We start from the raw sequence: 15,893 nt of genomic DNA on the forward strand, positions 1-15,893 counted from the left end.
CTATGCTGGCTTCTTCTGAGGCGCAGACTTAGAAGAAGACTTGGGCGCGGCACTGGAGCTGGTGCTGGTGGGTAGCGTATTGCGGCTGCGGAGGGTAACGTTCACCCCCTCGCCCGACTGCTCAATCACCAGCAGGGGGGTGGGCTTGGCTTTTTGGTCCCAGTGCATGTTGGCAATGCGGCCTTGAATCGTGGGCTGCCAGTGGGTTTCTTCGGCATCAGGGCTCATGAAGTTTTCGATGCAGTCGACCAGCTGACCGATGGTTGAAGAGGTTGCCTGGGTCGGCAGCTTAGCCAGCCGAATTTGAATGCGAAACAGCACCCGCTTTTTGGCCAGGGGGTTGTCGTGGGGAGCGTACTCGACATCAAAAATTTCATCTACAACGCGGGGCTTACTGGCAATGCCAATCATGCCTTCCTCGGCCTGGCGGGGGCGCAGAGCAACGCTAATTTTTTGCTTCACTTTCACCTTGAGCTGATTCACAATCGCCGTGTGAAAATGTTCTTCGTCCATGCGCATGCGCAGGTAGTCAAGGTTAAACTCACGCGAGTGAATTAGGTCGGGGTTTTGCTCCATCTTGCTGATGGTTTTAAGCGCCAGTTTGACCTTTTTTTGCAGCTCTTGATTTTTGTAGGTTTCAAACTTGAGCTGCTTAACTAATCGGCGAGTTTGAAAGTGGGAGTATACTCCCAGCCCTAGCAGCACCAGCAGCAGCCCGCCAGAGGTCAGCATCCAGGGGTTGTCAACCGGCAGCCGACTGGCGGTAGGCGCTTGGGCAAGGGTTGAGGGCACCAGAACTGTAGAGGTTTTCATAGCCGGTGAAAAGAAGGGTGGAGTTGCATTTATAGTTCCCTCAAAAAGGGGATGGCATCCGGATTAATCTGAAATTCAGTAATATCCCGGTCATACCTTTAAGAAATAGTCTGTCCTAGCCATCCAATTGTGAAGCAGCTGCTCAGCTCGGTAAGCCATATCCCTAACGGGCCTGTCTTTTAGAGGCATCTTGCTGCTATGTCCCAGAGGTTTGCAGACTACCGCAACTCCTCTCTCCTGCTCAGTAAAGTTCGCCACCGCTGGGGCAATACGGTTTTGGCTCAACCCCTCAGCTAGGCGATTTAGCTATGCAGTAGTGACCTGGCGGCAGATGGTTCCTTCGGTGGGCATTCTGGCGATCGCTAGTCCGCCGCTGCACCTTGGGCCAACTGTCCACTATCAGTCGCTGTTTATTTTTGGTTGGCCGATTTGAACCGGCCCAGGGAAAAGTTGCGTTTGTGCTGGTGCTTGGTTTTGCGCCCCGTTACCCGCTTGCGCCACATGCGAAAGCTAGAGGGCTGCATAAAGCGACGCATGACGGCAATTACCTGCTTCTCAGTCAGCCCAAACTGGGTCTCAATGGCCTCAAAGGGGGTGCGGTCTTCCCACGCCATCTCAATGACGCGATCGATAGTTTGGGGGTCGAGCTTGGGTAGCGCCATGGGCCTTAGAAAACAACGGGGGTCTATACCGTTTAACCTAACGAACCCACCAGCCTGGCGCAACGCTCCAATCGACCGCAACAACCCCAGTTGAGAACAGGCCGCTGCCGCAAAGGCAAACGGCGTTTGTTCAAGCATATCGGGAGTAGCCCACTGGGCTTGGGCATTAGCCGGTCAGATTTGACGTAGTTGAACTACAGAACAATCGGAAGTTTGTGCAACTCATCCTCAAAATCTGCAAGACAGGCCGGGCGGCTCGCATAACACTGAAACCATGCCCTCTGAAACTGGAGTCTGAGCCATGGTACAGCTCGAAACCCGAATCGACCCGATGGTGATTAACTTTGGGCCTCACCATCCCTCTATGCACGGCTGTTTTCGCATTATGGTTACCCTCGATGGCGAAGATGTCGTCGATTGCGAACCGGTAATTGGCTATCTGCACCGGGGCATGGAGAAAATTGCCGAGGGCCGTACCTCGACGATGTTCATTCCCTACACCAGTCGGTGGGACTACTACGGCGGGTTATTTAATGAAGCGGTGACCGTCAACGCGGTTGAAAAGCTGGCGGACATTGAGGTGCCCAAGCGGGCCAGCTATATTCGAGCGATTTTGCTGGAGCTGACCCGCCTGGTCAACCATCTGCTGTGGATAGGACCGTTCGTGATGGATATGGGGGCGCAGACGCTGTTTTTCTATAGCCTGCGCGATCGCGAACCGATTCTTGACCTGTTTGAGGCGGTGAGCGGCTACCGCATGGTCAACCACAACTACTTTCGCGTCGGCGGTCTGGCTGCCGATCTGCCCTACGGCTGGGTCGAGAAGTGTCAGGATTTTGTAGACTATATGCTGCCAAAGCTCGACGAGTATGAGCGGTTGGTGACCGATAACCCAGTGTTTCGCCGCCGCTGCGAGGGGCTGGGGGTGCTTAGCCGCAAAGATGCCATCGGCTGGGGCTGCTCTGGCCCCATGCTGCGAGCCTCAAGCGTACAGTGGGACCTGCGTAAGGTGGACCACTACGAATGCTACGACGACTTTGACTGGCAGGTGGCGTGGCAGCCCGAGGGCGACTGCCTGGCCCGCTACCGGGTGCGACTCGACGAAATGCGCCAGTCGCTCAGCATTATTCAGCAGGCGCTCGATCGGCTACCGGGCGGCCCCTGGGAAAACCTGGAGGCCAAGCGGCTGGCCGAAGGGCCAAAGTCGGAGTGGGATGGCTTTGACTACCAGTTCATCGCCAAAAAAATTGCCCCGACCTTCAAAATTCCGGCGGGGGAGCACTACGTGCGGGTCGAATCGGGCCGGGGTGAGCTGGGCATTTTTATCATTGGCAGCGATAGTCCTATGCCCTGGCGCTGGAAGATTCGCCCCGCCGACTTCAACAATCTGCAGCTGCTGCCCCACTTGATTAAAGGCCAGAAGGTGGCAGATATCTTTGTCATTCTCGGCAGCATCGACGTGGTGATGGGGTCGGTCGATCGCTAGCGATCGCCTGCTCTAATCGGCAGCGATCGCCCGCTGAGTGATCCCAATCGATAGCACGCCCAAGCTGATGCCCCAGCCCTGCGGGCTGATAACGGGTCAAGTGACCGACTTCTAAGAGTCTGTCGTAGCCTTCCATAGGCCCGTTGACAAGTATTATCTCAGTCACACTGACCAGGCCGGTACTGGCCTTAGGTCAAATAGCTACAGCGAGCTAGAGTCTAGGCTGGCCGCCTCCTCGGGCGACTGGGGCAGGTGCAGGCCGCACTCCTGCTTCAGCCCTTTGAACCGGGTGTCGCGCTCGTTGGCGTCGGTAGCGGTAATGGGGCGGCTAGAGTGCCAATCGCCCACGGTCACGTAGCCCTTGTCAAACAGCGGATGATAAGGTAAATCGTGAGCGACGAGATATTCGTATACGTCCTTAGAGGTCCATTTGAGGATGGGCAGCAGCTTGTAGCGCCCTCCCTGCTGACCTACTCGCCCCAGCGACTTGCGGTGGTCGGTCTGGTCAGAGCGCAGCCCAGTCAGCCAGGCCGTGGCGTTTAGCTCGCTCAAGGCCCGCTGCATCGGCTCTACCTTGCGAATTTTGTCGTAGCGGTTGAAGGCCTCTACGTCGTGCTGTTCCCACAGACGGCCGTAGAGCGCCTCCATACGGGCCGGGCTGAGGTGCGACTGGTAGACTTGGAGATTGAGGTTGAGCCGAACCGACAACTCGTCCGCAAAACGGTAGGTCTCAACCGGCAGGTAGCCCGTATCGACCCAAATGACCGGAATGTTGGGCACCACCTGAGTGACCAGGTGCAGCATGACCGCCGACTGAATGCCAAAGCTCGTGCTTAAGACCAGGCCATCGCCAAAGGTTTCGTGGCCCCACTGCACCAGGCTGGTTGCGTCAGCTTCCCCCCACTCCCGGTTGATAACCTCCAGGTCTAGAACGGGGGCGGCCCGCAGCTTGCTCGGCAAGAGCGCGGTATCTGACATGGGTTTACTCCTTCCGTTCAACAAAGTCGTAGCTCCAGTGCCACAATGCTGTGGTGTTACTCTGTGGTGGTTACAATGTCGCCGCGAGCAGCGTTAGCCGAGTCTTCAGAATACAAGGTTTGAGGCTAAACCGTTGCGACGCTGTTTGGCTCAGCCCTGGTTCGCCCTCTGTTACGTCTCGACCTTAGTTCACCTATAGATCATAAACGAAGGTGGAATAGACAATTTTGTGACTTCACGCCATTTTTTTGCGGAAAACCAGCTTTTAAGGATCCACTTTTTACTTGAGCTTTTAGACGTTAGCCCAATTGCGGTTGATCCTTCAAAAGGCGGGACTGAGTTTCGCTAGCGCTCTACCCAGCCTCAGCCTACCCATTCAGGCCTGACCGAGCGCCAGTTCCCCTGCTGCGCTGGGGTGTGCTAGACCGGAGAGCTATTTGCTCGTAAAATCCAGCCGTATCGGGTTATTACCCCCAACCTTGCGACCTCCTATGGCAGTCACCCCCTCTTACCCCCGCGACCTGGTTGGCTATGGCCGCACGCCGCCCCATCCCCACTGGCCCGGCAACGCCAAAATTGCGGTGCAGTTTGTAATTAACTACGAGGAAGGGGGCGAAAACTGTATTCTCCACGGCGATGCGGCCTCGGAGGCGTTTTTATCAGAAAGCGTGGGGGCCGCGCCGCTGACGGGGGTGCGCAACATGAACATGGAGTCGATGTATGAGTACGGCAGCCGAGCCGGATTTTGGCGACTGCACCGACTGTTTACGGGTCGGGGACTGCCCCTGACCGTGTATGCCGTGGCGATGGCGATGGCCCGCAACCCTGAGGCGATCGCGGCCATGACCGAGGCCGATTGGGAAATTGCCAGCCACGGCTACCGCTGGATTGACTATCAGTACTTTGGCCTGGAGGCCGAGCGCGAGCACATTCGCAAGGCGGTCGAAATTCATACTCAAGTGGCGGGCCGCCGACCGCTGGGCTTTTACCAGGGCCGCAACAGCCCCAACACTCGCGCTCTGGTGGTTGAAGAGGGCGGCTTTCTCTACGATGCCGACAGCTACGCCGACGACCTGCCCTACTGGAACACCGAGTACGGCAGGCCGCACCTAGTGATTCCCTACACCCTCGACAACAACGACATGCGGTTTGCCACCTATGCCGGGTTTAACTCGGGGGATCAGTTTTTTGCCTACCTGCGCGACGCCTTTGATACCCTCTACGCCGAGGGCGATGAGGTTCCCAAAATGATGAGTATTGGCCTGCACTGCCGGTTGGCGGGTAGGCCGGGGCGGACGGCGGCGCTAGCCAGGTTTTTAGACTACGTGCAGGGGCGCGATCGCGTCTGGATTTGCCGCCGTGTCGATATTGCCCGCCATTGGCACGAGCACCACGCCCTTTAGACGGTATTATCGACTCCAACGGTAGCCTGTGGGGGTAAGGCGTGCTGAGTGGGGGGATGATAGAACGGCTGTTGCGGGTGTCGCGAGCGATTGATGCCCTGAGCGAATGGGTCGGCAGGAGCCTGAGCTGGCTGGTGCTGCTCACCATTGCGGTCGGCTTTTACAACGTGATGGCCCGCTATATTGGTCGTTTTTTGGGCCTGCAGCTGGCCTCTAACGGGCTGATCGAACTGCAGTGGTACCTGTTTTCGCTGACCTTTTTGCTCAGTTTTCCGTACATTCTCAAGCAGGGAGCCAATGTGCGGGTCGATTTTTTAGAGGCGAACTGGAGCGATCGCCGCAAAGCCCTGATCAGCTTTTGGGGTACGGTGCTGTTTCTGATTCCCTTTTGCGTGCTGGGGCTGTGGGTCACCGTTAACCCGGTGCTGCAGTCGTGGGGGCTGCTGCCCGATGGCACCTGGGGCCGCTGGGAAATTTCTGCCGACGCCAGCGGCCTGCCCAGGGCACCAATTAAATCTGTGGTGCTGGTTGGCTTTGGGCTGCTGCTGCTGCAGGCTGTGGCCCAGGCCATCAAGTACTGGGCGGTGTGGTGCGGCTATGTTGAGGGCAGTGCCTTGCCCGAGGCGGAGGCTGAGCTGCCGCCCCTGGAGTAGGGCGGCAGCGTGAGAAAAGTTTAGCCAGTTCAGGATCCCAGTTTTTGTTTCTTTAGTCCCCGTTGTAAGGAGCGTCATGGGCTACGAGTGGTTGGCGATCGCGATGTTCGTTGGCTTCTTTTTGGTTTTGATCAGCGGCTACCCGGTGGCGTTTTCGTTTGCGGGCACGGGGCTGGTATTTGGCCTGGTGGGCTGGCTACTGGGAGCCTTTGAACCCGCCCGCCTCTTGCTGCTGCCAAACATCTGGTTCGGCACCATGTCGAACTTTACCCTGCTGGCGATTCCGTTTTTCGTGTTTTTGGGCGCGGTGCTCGAAAAATCGGGGCTGGCGGAGGAACTGCTGGAGACCATTGGCCTGGTGCTCGGCCCCCTGCGGGGCGGGCTGGCGCTGGCGGTAGTGCTGGTGGGCACGCTGCTGGCGGCGGCGACCGGGGTAGTAGCAGCTACGGTCATTCTGATGGGCATGATTTCGCTGCCGATTATGCTGCGCCACGGCTACGATAAAGAGCTGGCTGCTGGGGCAATCATTGCCTCAGGTACTCTGGCCCAGCTGATTCCGCCCAGTCTGGTGCTGGTGGTGCTGAGCGACCAGCTGGGGGTGTCGGTGGGCGATCTGTTTTTGGGGGCGCTGATACCGGGGCTGCTGCTGGCTGGGGCCTACGCCGTCTACGTGCTGGTGGTGGCCTATGCCAACCCTGCGGCGGCACCGCCACTGCCGCTAGCGATGCGCCAGATCAGCAAATGGGAACTGCTGGGGCGGACGGTGAAGGCGATCGTGCCGCCGGTAGCGCTAATTTTTGTGGTGCTGGGCAGCATCTTTTTTGGCATTGCGACCCCCACTGAAGCCGGGGCGGTGGGGGCAGTGGGAGCCTGCGGGCTGGCGGCTTTGAACCGTAGGCTAACGGGTAAGCTGCTGCAAGAATCCGCCCACGCCACGGCGGTGGTGACAGGGGTGGTGCTGATTATTTTGTTTTGCTCATCGTTTTTTGGCCTGGTGTTCGACGCCCTAGGGGGCAAAACGCTGATCACAAACCTGCTGGTCAACCTGCCGGGGGGCTATTTGACCTTCTTGGTGGTGGCCAATCTGGTCATTTTTGCCATGGGGGTATTTTTAGAGTTTATCGAAATTGCCTTTATCGCCATGCCGCTGCTGGTGCCCGCTGCCCAGGCGCTGGGCATCGACATGGTGTGGTTTGGGGTCGTCATGGCCCTAAATTTGCAGACGGCCTTTATCTCGCCGCCTGTGGGGTTTTCGCTGTTTTATTTACAAAGCGTCGCGCCTGAAACTATCAGCACCCGCGAAATTCATCGCAGCGCTCTGCCATTCATGGGCATTCAGCTGGTAGTGCTACTGCTGGTGATCGTGTTTCCCCAGACGGTGAGCTGGCTGGTAGAGCGATCGCTTCAGTAGCCCCTAGGCTGGCGGCTCGTCTCCAGACTTCAAATTGCTGTAGACAAAGCGCTCAAAGGCTCCCTGGTTGAGCTGGCTCCAGGCATAGATGCGATCGCGAAAGCCGCGCCAGTCATCGTAGATGGCTTTGAAATCGGCATCGCTGGCGGCAAACTCGTCGTAGAGGTCAAAGGTGGCCTCCTGGGCGGCGGTCATAATCTCGGCGCTGTACTCGCGCAGCTGCACGCCGCTGTCGACCAGGCGCTGGAGGGCTTCATTGTTGCGGGTTTCGTAGCGCGACAGCATTTCTAGGTTGGCCTCAAAGGCAGCGGTGCGCACCATCTGCTGGTAGGTCTCAGGCAGGTTGTTCCACTCGTTGAGGTTGATCTGCACCTCCAGGGTGCTGCCCGGTTCCCACCAGCCGGGGTAGTAGTAGTACTGGGCCACTTTATTCAGCCCCAGCTTTTCGTCGTCGTAGGGGCCGACCCACTCGGCGGCATCGATCGCCCCCGTTTGCAGCGCCTGAAAGATCTCGCCCCCCGGCAGGGTCTGTACCGTTACCCCCAGGCGGCTCATCACCTGACCCCCCAGGCCGGGAATGCGCATTTTGAGCCCGGCCAGGTCGCTGATGCTGGAGATCTCACGGCGAAACCAGCCGCCCATCTGCGCCCCCGTATTTCCGGCTGGAAACTGGATGACGTTGAACTGGCGGGCATAAAACTCTTGCAGCTGGTCCAAACCACCGCCTTCATAGAGCCAGGCGTTTTGCTGCTGGGGGGTGAGGCCAAAGGGCAGGCTGGCCCCAAAGCCCATCACCGGGCTGCGGCCCACGTAGTAGTACGAGGCCGTGTGACCGCAGGGCACCGCCCCCTGAGACACGACGTTGAGCACCTCCAGAGGCGGGGCAATTTCCCCAGCCGAGCGGGGCGAGATGGTGAATCGGCCGCCGCTCAGAACACCAACGCGATCGGCAAAGGTTTGAGCCCCGCCTAAAATAGTATCGAGGGCGGCGGGCCAGCTGGTGGCCATTTGCCAGTCAATGCGAGGCAGATCCTCATCGGCGGCACCTCCGGCTACGGGGGCATTACCCCCGGCACAGGCGGCCATACTCGCGGTAGTGGCCGCCGCCACGCCCCAGGTCGTTGTTTTAACTAACTGCCGACGCTTCATAGCACCTCAACTTTGTGAATTCCCAGGACAAATCAAAGCAGCTACAGCGCGGAGGCGGCGGCTGCGTACTCCAGAAACTGAGGTCGATTGTCCTATAAGTCGAGATCTGCTGACGCTATCGGTAGGAAATCGTAAGAAAGTAGACGATTTCTGCAACAAAAACCGCTAAGCGCCGATGAATGCTTATTAACGGCCTCTTAGCTGTGCCTCTACTTATTGCCTACTCGCTCAAGATTTTAGGCACTTTGAAAAAGCCATCCTCGCGATCGGGGGCGCAATCGAGAATAGCGGCTCGTTCTTCAAAGGGCTGAAGGTTGTCGGCACGGGTAATGTTGCTGAGTTCGATCGCGCGGGTAGTGGGTTCTACGTCGTCGGTATTGAGTTCTTTGAGCTGCTCGACGTAGTCGAGAATGCCGCTGAGCTGCCCGGTAAACTGCTCTTCTTCTGCGGCAGACAGCTCCAGGCGAGCCAGCAGAGCAACTTTGCGAACCTGTTCGAGATCGATCATGGGAGTGTGCTTTTAGAGAAGAGGATTGAGTTTCGTCTGCCGTAGGTTGGGTGGAGCGCAGTGGAACCCAACGCACCTTTGTCACGCTAAGTCCCGCAGTGGCTTCGTGCAACCTACCAAGCCAAAGGTGAATGGTGGGCGGTGCCCACCCTACAGGCTACGGGTTAGAAGAAGATGTCGTTCTTCATGCGGCCCGTGTTCTTCATCCAGTTTTGGGCTTCGATGTAGTTATTGGGGGCAATGGTGATCGCCTCTAGCCAGTAGCGGGCCGCTTCGTCGAACAGGTTTTCGGCGGTGTCGGTGTCGCCAGCGGCCTCGGCCTGTTCGCCCTTGTAGTGGTAGATCACCGCAATATTGTTGAGCGCCTGGCACAGGCGGGGGTTGAGATCGAGCGCCTCTTTGTATTTTTCTAGGGCAATCTCGTGCTCGCCGTTGCTGGCATGAATTAGACCCATGTTGTAAAGAATGAAGCTCTTGTCGTAGGGTTCTTCTTCTAGCAGCAGGGCTTCACGGTAGTTTTCCATCGCCTCGGCGTACTCACCGTCGGCCTGGGCTGACATGCCGTCGCGGTAGTAGGCAAAGGCCTCTTTCTCGCTCTTCTTGGCGGGCATCATCTTCAGGATCATGTCGGCCATGACGGTGAAAGACTTGTCGATAAAGTTGTCGTTGCGTTGGGTTCTGGGCATGGGTAAGGGCGCGCAAATGAGGGACTTAACGCTTACCTAAGCCCGGTGACGGCGTATCGCCGCCGCAAAATTCCAGGCGTTAGGCCAGACAAATATATAGATAACACTAGCAAACCCTGGCGGTTTAATGGCGGCAGTGGTGGAGGCGCCAGCCAGGAGGAGGCGTTTTTGTGTAGAACTGAGTTAGCCCTTAGCTTCAGGAATCCGTCTGCCTGCAAGTGTAGTTATGCCTGATCGGGGGCTTTGCGTTTGATGGCGACTTTACTCCGTTGGAATGGATTTATCTCTACTACTGGCGATCGCGCTGCTAGCTGCGCTTATTTTTTGGCTTAACCGCCGCCAGCGGGGCCGTCGAGGCGGCTACCGCCTCAATACTCCCGAACCTGCTGCTACGGCCTCGGCACGCTCTGTGCACGGCCGTACCCAGCGAGAGCTGCTGCGCCTGGTGGGGGGCAACCGAGCCGTAGCCGAGCGACTGGTCGAGCAGGTGCAGCTGCGTAACCCCAACCACAGCGAGCAGTGGTGCTGGGAAAAAGCAATCTACGACATTCAGCGCGATCGCCACAGTTCCTGATCAATTTCTGTGGTTGTTGGCGTAGCTAATGCGGGTGCCGGCCCAGTTGAGCTTGCTGCGCAGGGTGCCGTAGTAAGAATGGTTTTGCCGCAGAATAATGAAGTGGGCCATCGCCTCGGCGCTGCGCACATCGACCCGCTGCCCCGGCCAGATGGCCGTGCCCAGGATGCCATCGGTCCACAGTTTGGTGGTGAGGTCGGGGTCGGCCAGGGGCCACACGCTCACCACCGAGCCGGGCGGCAGCACAATGGGGCGACTCGACAGGCTCAGGGGGCAAATCGGCGTTACCACAATGGCATCCATGCCAGGATGAATAATGGGGCCACCTGCCGCCACGGTATAGCCTGTGGAGCCCGTAGGGGTGCTAATCAGCAGGCCATCCCCCTGGTACTGGTCAACGACTTCGCCATCGATCTCCATTTCGAGCATGGAGGTGATCATGCGATCGGGGGACGCGGGCTTGATCGACATTTCGTTGAGGGCTAGATAGACCTCGCTGAGCGGGTCTAAGTTAGTGCGGTGCCCTTCATAGATGCGGGCCTGCAGCATCATGCGGCGCTGTACGGCAAAGCGATCGCTCATCAGCCGCTTCCACACCGCCTCGGTGTCGTCCATTTCCTCAGAGCTTTCGGTCAAAAACCCCAGGTGACCGCCAATATTGACCGCTAATATGGGAATGTTTTCTGCGGCCAGGTTGCGAGCAGCAGATAGAGCAGTGCCGTCGCCGCCAAAGACAATCGCCAGGTTGATGGGCCGACTCACCGAGGCCAAAAAGACTGGATAGGGATTGTCTTTAGGGCCGCTGGGGCCACGCAGCACCCTGCTACCTAAGGCTTCAAGCTCACGGGCACACTTTTCGGCCCATGTCTGGCTCAGCCGATTACCGGCTTTATGGACAATGATGACTTGCTCAAGTTGCACAACAAGAGGCCGTGGGTTGAATGCGTTTCAGCAGACCCAGCCTACCACTTCAGCAGGTTAAACTGCTCCATATCAACCGTATCGCGGTTGCGGTAGATAGACAGCACGATCGCCAGTCCAACCGCCGCTTCTGCCGCCGCAATGCTGATCACAAATACCGCAAACACCTGACCATTGATGCCCACCGGGTCTAGGTAGTTAGAAAACGCCATCAGATTCAGGTTGACCGCATTCAGCATCAGCTCAATGGACATTAGCACTCGAATGACGTTGCGGCTGGTCACCAGGCCGTAGATACCAATGCAGAAGAGAGCGGCGGCGGTGAGCAGAAAATACTCAAGTTGCATAGCTTATCCAAAACCTGTTCTAAATTAACCAGCGACAGTCAAAATGCCAAGATTTAACCAGGCCAAAATTTGTTGCAGCTTATAAGCCTAACTAGCAGACTAGCTTTCTGGCTCTGAAGCTGACACCGATGACACCAGCTCACGCGGGCGCTCCGGCAGCTGCAGTGCCTCGGAGGCGAGTTCTCCAGGAGCCGCGTCGGGAATGAACTCTCGCCGAGCCAGCACGATCGCCCCAATCAGCGCAATCAGCAGCAGTACCGAAGCCAGCTCAAAGGGTAGCAAGTAGTCGGTAAAGAAGTGAATGCCAATGGCTGCGGTGGCTAGATCTCCGGTGGGAACCTCGCTAGAGATAGCCCAGGGTGTATTGAGCGTGGAGGCGGCCAGCAGAGCAAACAGGCCCACACAGACTCCACCCGTAGCGGCCTTGCCCAGCCAGGCTCGCTTCATCGGCATAAAGGCCTGCTCCTTATTCACCAGCATGATCCCAAACAGGATCAGCACGCTGACGGCACCGACGTAAACTAGCACCTGAGCGGCGGCTACAAACCCAGCGTTGAGCAAGATATACAGGCCTGACATGCTGGTAAATACGCCCCCCAGCAAAAACGCTGAGTAGACGATGTTATCTAACAGCACAACTCCCAGGGCACCCCCGAGCGTCATCGCGACCAGTAGGCCAAAGGCAACGAGTTGTACCCCTTCCGCTAGCGTCACAGTTCTAATCTCCTGGCGATATTTTGAGCGGTTGTAACAGCAGTAACTTAGGCGAATGTATCACGGAACCCAGCGGGCGCATTAGCCCTTGGTTTTAGCGTCGGAGGAGCTTTTGGCCTCGGCTTCAGCCTGGGCCGCCTCCAAAATTTCCTGCGGCATCTGGCCCGCCCGACGCGCGTTGGTGGGCAGATTATGGGGATCCATGACGCCCTGAGGCAGGTAGGCTAGCTCGCGCAGGGGCGTAACCATTGGATCTTGGGTGACCTTGTAGGGCAAGCGACCCAGGGCCACGTTGTCGTAGTTCAGCTCGTGGCGATCGTAGCTGGCTAGCTCGTACTCCTCGGTCATGGAGAGGCAGTTGGTGGGGCAATACTCCACGCAGTTGCCGCAGAAAATACAGACCCCAAAGTCAATGCTGTAGTGCTTCAGGTCTTTCTTCTTGGTAGTCTTGTCAAACTCCCAATCGACCACAGGCAGGTTAATTGGGCATACGCGCACACACACCTCACAGGCGATGCACTTGTCAAACTCAAAGTGAATGCGTCCCCGAAAGCGTTCAGACGGAATCAGCTTTTCGTAGGGATACTGCACCGTTACCGGACGACGGCTCATGTGGTCGAAGGTTACAGACAGCCCCTGGCCGATGTATTTGGCCGCCTGTAAGCTTTCTTTGGCATAGTCGCCGACTTGTTTCAGAAAACCCAGCATGGGGGGAGCCTCCAGAGTTTTACAGGGTAGTTAGTGAGACGCCGTCAGGATAACGCTAGCGTTCTAACAGAGGAATTGCCTATCTAAAGAGTAGAGCAGCATTCCTCGGCTAGCCACCAAAGGCGACGGGAAAGGTGAGCTTGAGGGCCGCAGTGAGCAGCAGGTTAACCAGCGAAACCGGCAGCAAAAACTTCCAGCCAAAGTCGAGCAGCTGGTCGATGCGAACGCGGGGCATGGTCCACCGCAGCAGCACCGCAATAAACACCAGGGCGTAGGCCTTGAACAGCGTCATCATAATGCCGACCGAGGCGGTGATCACCTGCAGCCAGGGCGTGGTTTCGCTCACCCCTAGAAGACCGGCCAGCCAGCTAACTGAAATAGGAAACTCCCAGCCGCCCAGGTAGAGAATGGAGACAATTAGCGCCGACAGCACCAGGTTGACGTAGGAGCCCACGTAGAACAGGCCAAATTTCATGCCTGTGTATTCGGTTTGGTAACCGGCCACCAGCTCTTCCTCCGCCTCGGGTAGGTCAAAGGGCAGGCGCTCGCACTCGGCCAGGGCCGCAATCCAAAAGATTAAAAACCCGGCGGGCTGTCGCCAAATATTCCAGCCCAGAATGCCGTAGCCCGACTGCTGGTTGACGATGTCGATCGTGCTCAGGCTGTTGGACATCAGCACCACCGCCAGCACGGCCAGCGCCATCGGAATTTCGTAGCTAATTGACTGAGCCGCTGCCCGCAAGCCCCCCAGCAGGGAGTATTTGTTGTTGGAGGAGTACCCCGACATCAGCAGGCCGATGGGGGCAATGCTAGAGAGGGCAATCCAGAGAAAGATGCCGACGCCGATGTCGGTGATTACCAAGTTTTGGCCAAAGGGCACAATCAGGTACGACAAAAAGACCGGAATCACCACGATCGCAGGCCCCAGCGTAAACAGCAGCGGGTCGGCCTTAGCGGGGGTAATGTCTTCTTTGAAAATGAGCTTAATGCCGTCGGCAGCCGCCTGAAGCGTGCCCAAAGGCCCAGCAAACTCGGGACCAATCCGCTGCTGGGCGGCGGCAGAAATTTTGCGCTCCAGCCACACCGTCACGAAGATGCTGACGGTGGCCCCGACCAAAATGACCACCATTGGCAGAGGCAGCCACAGGGCTTTTGCCGCCCCAGCAGGCAACCCCAGGTCAACTAAAGCGTTGACGAAGCTACCCTGTAGGTCAATTCCTTGGTTCATGGGCCAGTCCTTAACAACGGTACAGTTGACTCTAGCGAGGAAAAAACAGTTCTTTAGATTCTACCGTCATCTCTCCCGATCTACCGGAGCTGTAGCACGCGAACTATAGGAATTCTTGGGTGAAGGTATTGGAAAGGTGGATGGGTGAGTGCTCGGAGGTAGCCAAGGCGGATTCAGGTTCAATCTCAGCTGAAAATTCCCAAATTCTGCTCAAACAAAAGCCCCCCGACGCAAGCGCCAGAGGGGCAGGAGTTCCTGAAAATCGTCACTGAATTAATGATCGGCGCTTATGGAGAGGGTGCCCAGAGGGGTCTGACCCATCAGGAGGTCTGTACATCTGGTTGAGGGTATTTGGCTACGGTGCCTCATAGGAGGGCAAAGACACCGAAAATCCTTGTTTGTCCCAGATCTGGGGCCGATTGACGAGGTCAACATAAGTCTGGCTGCGGGGGCCGGTGTAGATCTGAGTCGGCCTAAAGATGCGATTTTCGCCCAGCTGCTCTTTCCAGTGGGCTAGCCAGCCGGCCACCCGCGCGATCGCAAAAATCGGCGTAAACAAATCGGTGGGAATGCCCAGCTTGCGATAGACCAGCCCCGAGTAAAAGTCAACGTTGGGATAAATACCCTTGGTGCCGAGCTTTTCAGAGACGGCCTGCTCCATCTCCAGGGCGATCGCGTAATACTCGTCCTGGCCAAATTTGGCAAACAGCTGCTCGGCTAGCCCCTGCAAAATGGTGGCGCGGGGGTCTTTGACCTTGTAGACCCGGTGGCCAAAGCCCATGATTTTAGACTTTTCGGCAATGCAGCGCTCCACGTAGGGGCGCACGTTTTCGACCGAGCCGATCTGCTCCAGCATGTCGATCACCTCCTCGTTCGCCCCGCCGTGGAGCGGCCCCGCCAGGGTACCCACTGCTGAAGCCACGACTGCGTAGGGGTCGGTGAGGGTCGAAGCCGTCACCATGGCCGAGAAGGTCGAGGCATTGATGGTGTGCTCAGCGTGTAGGGTCAGGCAAATATCAAAAATGCGGGCCGCCAGAGGGTCGGGCTCGCGCTCGTTGAGCATGTAGAGAAAGTTGGCAGAGTAGTTGAGGTCGTCGCGGGGCTGTACGGGGTCGTTGCCCTTGCGCATGAGCTGAAACGCCGCCACCATGGTGGGAATTTTGGCCAGCAGCCGCACTACCGCCTGTTGAATATAGACCGGGTTATCGAGGGCGCGGCGCGAGTAGAACAGGCCCAGGGCCGCTGCACAGGCCTGTAGCGCATCCATGGGGTGGCCGCTCTCGGGGAAGCACTTCATCATGTCGCGAATGCGGTACTTGAGGCGACGATGGTAGCGAATTTCGTACTCAAAAGCTTCTAGCTCGCTTTTTGAGGGCAGACCGCCCCAAATCAGCAGGTAGGCCGTTTCTAAAAACGTGCTGCGCTGAGCCAGTTCTTCGATGGGAATACCGCGATACTCTAAAATTCCCGCCTGACCATCCACAAAGCTAATGCTCGACTGGGTGGCCGGTACACCCTCTAAACCGGGCCTGTAGTCACATGCGGCCATATAGTTGTTACTCCCGTTCGCTGACCTATGATTCCAAGGGGCATGAACGCCCGCCGTCATCAACGCTACCAAATCATCTGATCAACTCTGGCCTCGCTGTCAA

Annotated in this window: 17 protein-coding genes; 5 read left to right on the forward strand and 12 right to left on the reverse strand. The window is 57.5% G+C overall.

Annotated features, from left to right (window positions below):
• Window positions 1-813: a hypothetical protein gene (locus tag ACQ4N7_RS00165; RefSeq protein WP_430709606.1), complete on the reverse strand. Its 813-nt coding sequence runs from the start codon at window positions 811-813 to the stop codon at window positions 1-3.
• A gap of 410 nt (window positions 814-1,223) precedes the next feature.
• Window positions 1,224-1,475, reverse strand: a complete 252-nt coding sequence (locus ACQ4N7_RS00170) for a TIGR03643 family protein (RefSeq protein WP_430709607.1) — start codon at window positions 1,473-1,475, stop codon at window positions 1,224-1,226.
• Window positions 1,476-1,776: 301 nt separating this feature from the next.
• Between ACQ4N7_RS00170 and ACQ4N7_RS00175 the strand changes: the two genes are divergently transcribed.
• Entirely contained in the window at window positions 1,777-2,961 is a 1,185-nt protein-coding gene (locus tag ACQ4N7_RS00175; protein WP_430709608.1) for an NAD(P)H-quinone oxidoreductase subunit H, read from the forward strand.
• Between the two features lie 201 nt (window positions 2,962-3,162).
• Here ACQ4N7_RS00175 and ACQ4N7_RS00180 read toward each other — a convergent pair whose 3' ends face one another.
• A complete protein-coding gene (locus ACQ4N7_RS00180) occupies window positions 3,163-3,939 on the reverse strand; it encodes a phosphoadenylyl-sulfate reductase (RefSeq protein WP_430709609.1) in 777 nt (258 codons plus the stop codon).
• 491 nt (window positions 3,940-4,430) lie between these two features.
• Between ACQ4N7_RS00180 and puuE the strand changes: the two genes are divergently transcribed.
• The 3 genes from puuE (at window position 4,431) to ACQ4N7_RS00195 (ending at window position 7,406) form a co-directional block, all read left to right on the forward strand.
• Window positions 4,431-5,342, forward strand: coding sequence for an allantoinase PuuE (puuE, locus tag ACQ4N7_RS00185; RefSeq protein ID WP_430709610.1), 912 nt, complete (start codon window positions 4,431-4,433; stop codon window positions 5,340-5,342).
• 56 nt (window positions 5,343-5,398) lie between these two features.
• Window positions 5,399-5,995, forward strand: a complete 597-nt coding sequence (locus ACQ4N7_RS00190; RefSeq protein ID WP_430709611.1) for a TRAP transporter small permease subunit — start codon at window positions 5,399-5,401, stop codon at window positions 5,993-5,995.
• Between the two features lie 76 nt (window positions 5,996-6,071).
• On the forward strand, window positions 6,072-7,406 hold the full coding sequence (locus ACQ4N7_RS00195) for a TRAP transporter large permease (RefSeq protein ID WP_430709613.1): 1,335 nt from the start codon (window positions 6,072-6,074) through the stop codon (window positions 7,404-7,406).
• Window positions 7,407-7,409: 3 nt separating this feature from the next.
• On the opposite strand, the gene ACQ4N7_RS00200 is transcribed toward ACQ4N7_RS00195, so the two are convergent.
• The 3 genes from ACQ4N7_RS00200 to ACQ4N7_RS00210 all read right to left on the reverse strand — a co-directional run bounded on the left by ACQ4N7_RS00200 (window position 7,410) and on the right by ACQ4N7_RS00210 (window position 9,749).
• Entirely contained in the window at window positions 7,410-8,555 is a 1,146-nt protein-coding gene (locus ACQ4N7_RS00200) for a TRAP transporter substrate-binding protein (protein WP_430709614.1), read from the reverse strand.
• A 220-nt stretch (window positions 8,556-8,775) separates the two neighbouring features.
• Entirely contained in the window at window positions 8,776-9,063 is a 288-nt protein-coding gene (gene gatC / locus ACQ4N7_RS00205; protein ID WP_430709615.1) for an Asp-tRNA(Asn)/Glu-tRNA(Gln) amidotransferase subunit GatC, read from the reverse strand.
• Between the two features lie 164 nt (window positions 9,064-9,227).
• Window positions 9,228-9,749 carry a photosystem I assembly protein Ycf3 gene (locus ACQ4N7_RS00210; protein ID WP_106870784.1) on the reverse strand — a complete coding sequence of 174 codons (522 nt, stop codon included), beginning with the start codon at window positions 9,747-9,749 and terminating at the stop codon, window positions 9,228-9,230.
• Window positions 9,750-10,023: 274 nt separating this feature from the next.
• Here ACQ4N7_RS00210 and ACQ4N7_RS00215 point away from each other — a divergent pair, with 274 nt between their 5' ends.
• Complete coding sequence (locus ACQ4N7_RS00215; protein ID WP_430709616.1) at window positions 10,024-10,323, forward strand: hypothetical protein; 300 nt, start codon at window positions 10,024-10,026, stop codon at window positions 10,321-10,323.
• Here the strand turns inward: ACQ4N7_RS00215 and ACQ4N7_RS00220 are convergent, their stop codons facing one another.
• The 6 genes from ACQ4N7_RS00220 to ACQ4N7_RS00245 form a co-directional block, all read right to left on the reverse strand.
• On the reverse strand, window positions 10,324-11,244 hold the full coding sequence (locus ACQ4N7_RS00220) for an NAD(+) kinase (RefSeq protein WP_106920787.1): 921 nt from the start codon (window positions 11,242-11,244) through the stop codon (window positions 10,324-10,326).
• A 41-nt stretch (window positions 11,245-11,285) separates the two neighbouring features.
• A complete protein-coding gene (gene nuoK / locus ACQ4N7_RS00225; protein ID WP_106870777.1) occupies window positions 11,286-11,591 on the reverse strand; it encodes an NADH-quinone oxidoreductase subunit NuoK in 306 nt (101 codons plus the stop codon).
• 99 nt (window positions 11,592-11,690) lie between these two features.
• Window positions 11,691-12,305 (reverse strand): NADH-quinone oxidoreductase subunit J, encoded by a 615-nt coding sequence (locus ACQ4N7_RS00230; RefSeq protein WP_430709617.1) that lies wholly within the window; start codon window positions 12,303-12,305, stop codon window positions 11,691-11,693.
• An 81-nt stretch (window positions 12,306-12,386) separates the two neighbouring features.
• The gene (gene ndhI, locus ACQ4N7_RS00235) at window positions 12,387-13,010 is read right to left on the reverse strand and encodes an NAD(P)H-quinone oxidoreductase subunit I (protein ID WP_430710049.1); all 624 of its coding nucleotides are present in this window, start codon (window positions 13,008-13,010) and stop codon (window positions 12,387-12,389) included.
• Window positions 13,011-13,122: 112 nt separating this feature from the next.
• Window positions 13,123-14,241, reverse strand: coding sequence for an NADH-quinone oxidoreductase subunit NuoH (gene nuoH, locus ACQ4N7_RS00240; protein WP_430709618.1), 1,119 nt, complete (start codon window positions 14,239-14,241; stop codon window positions 13,123-13,125).
• A gap of 355 nt (window positions 14,242-14,596) precedes the next feature.
• A complete protein-coding gene (locus ACQ4N7_RS00245; protein WP_430709619.1) occupies window positions 14,597-15,790 on the reverse strand; it encodes a citrate synthase in 1,194 nt (397 codons plus the stop codon).
• Window positions 15,791-15,893 lie beyond the last annotated feature (103 nt).

The organism is Nodosilinea sp. AN01ver1, from assembly GCF_050565655.1.
Taxonomy (GTDB): domain Bacteria; phylum Cyanobacteriota; class Cyanobacteriia; order Phormidesmidales; family Phormidesmidaceae; genus Nodosilinea.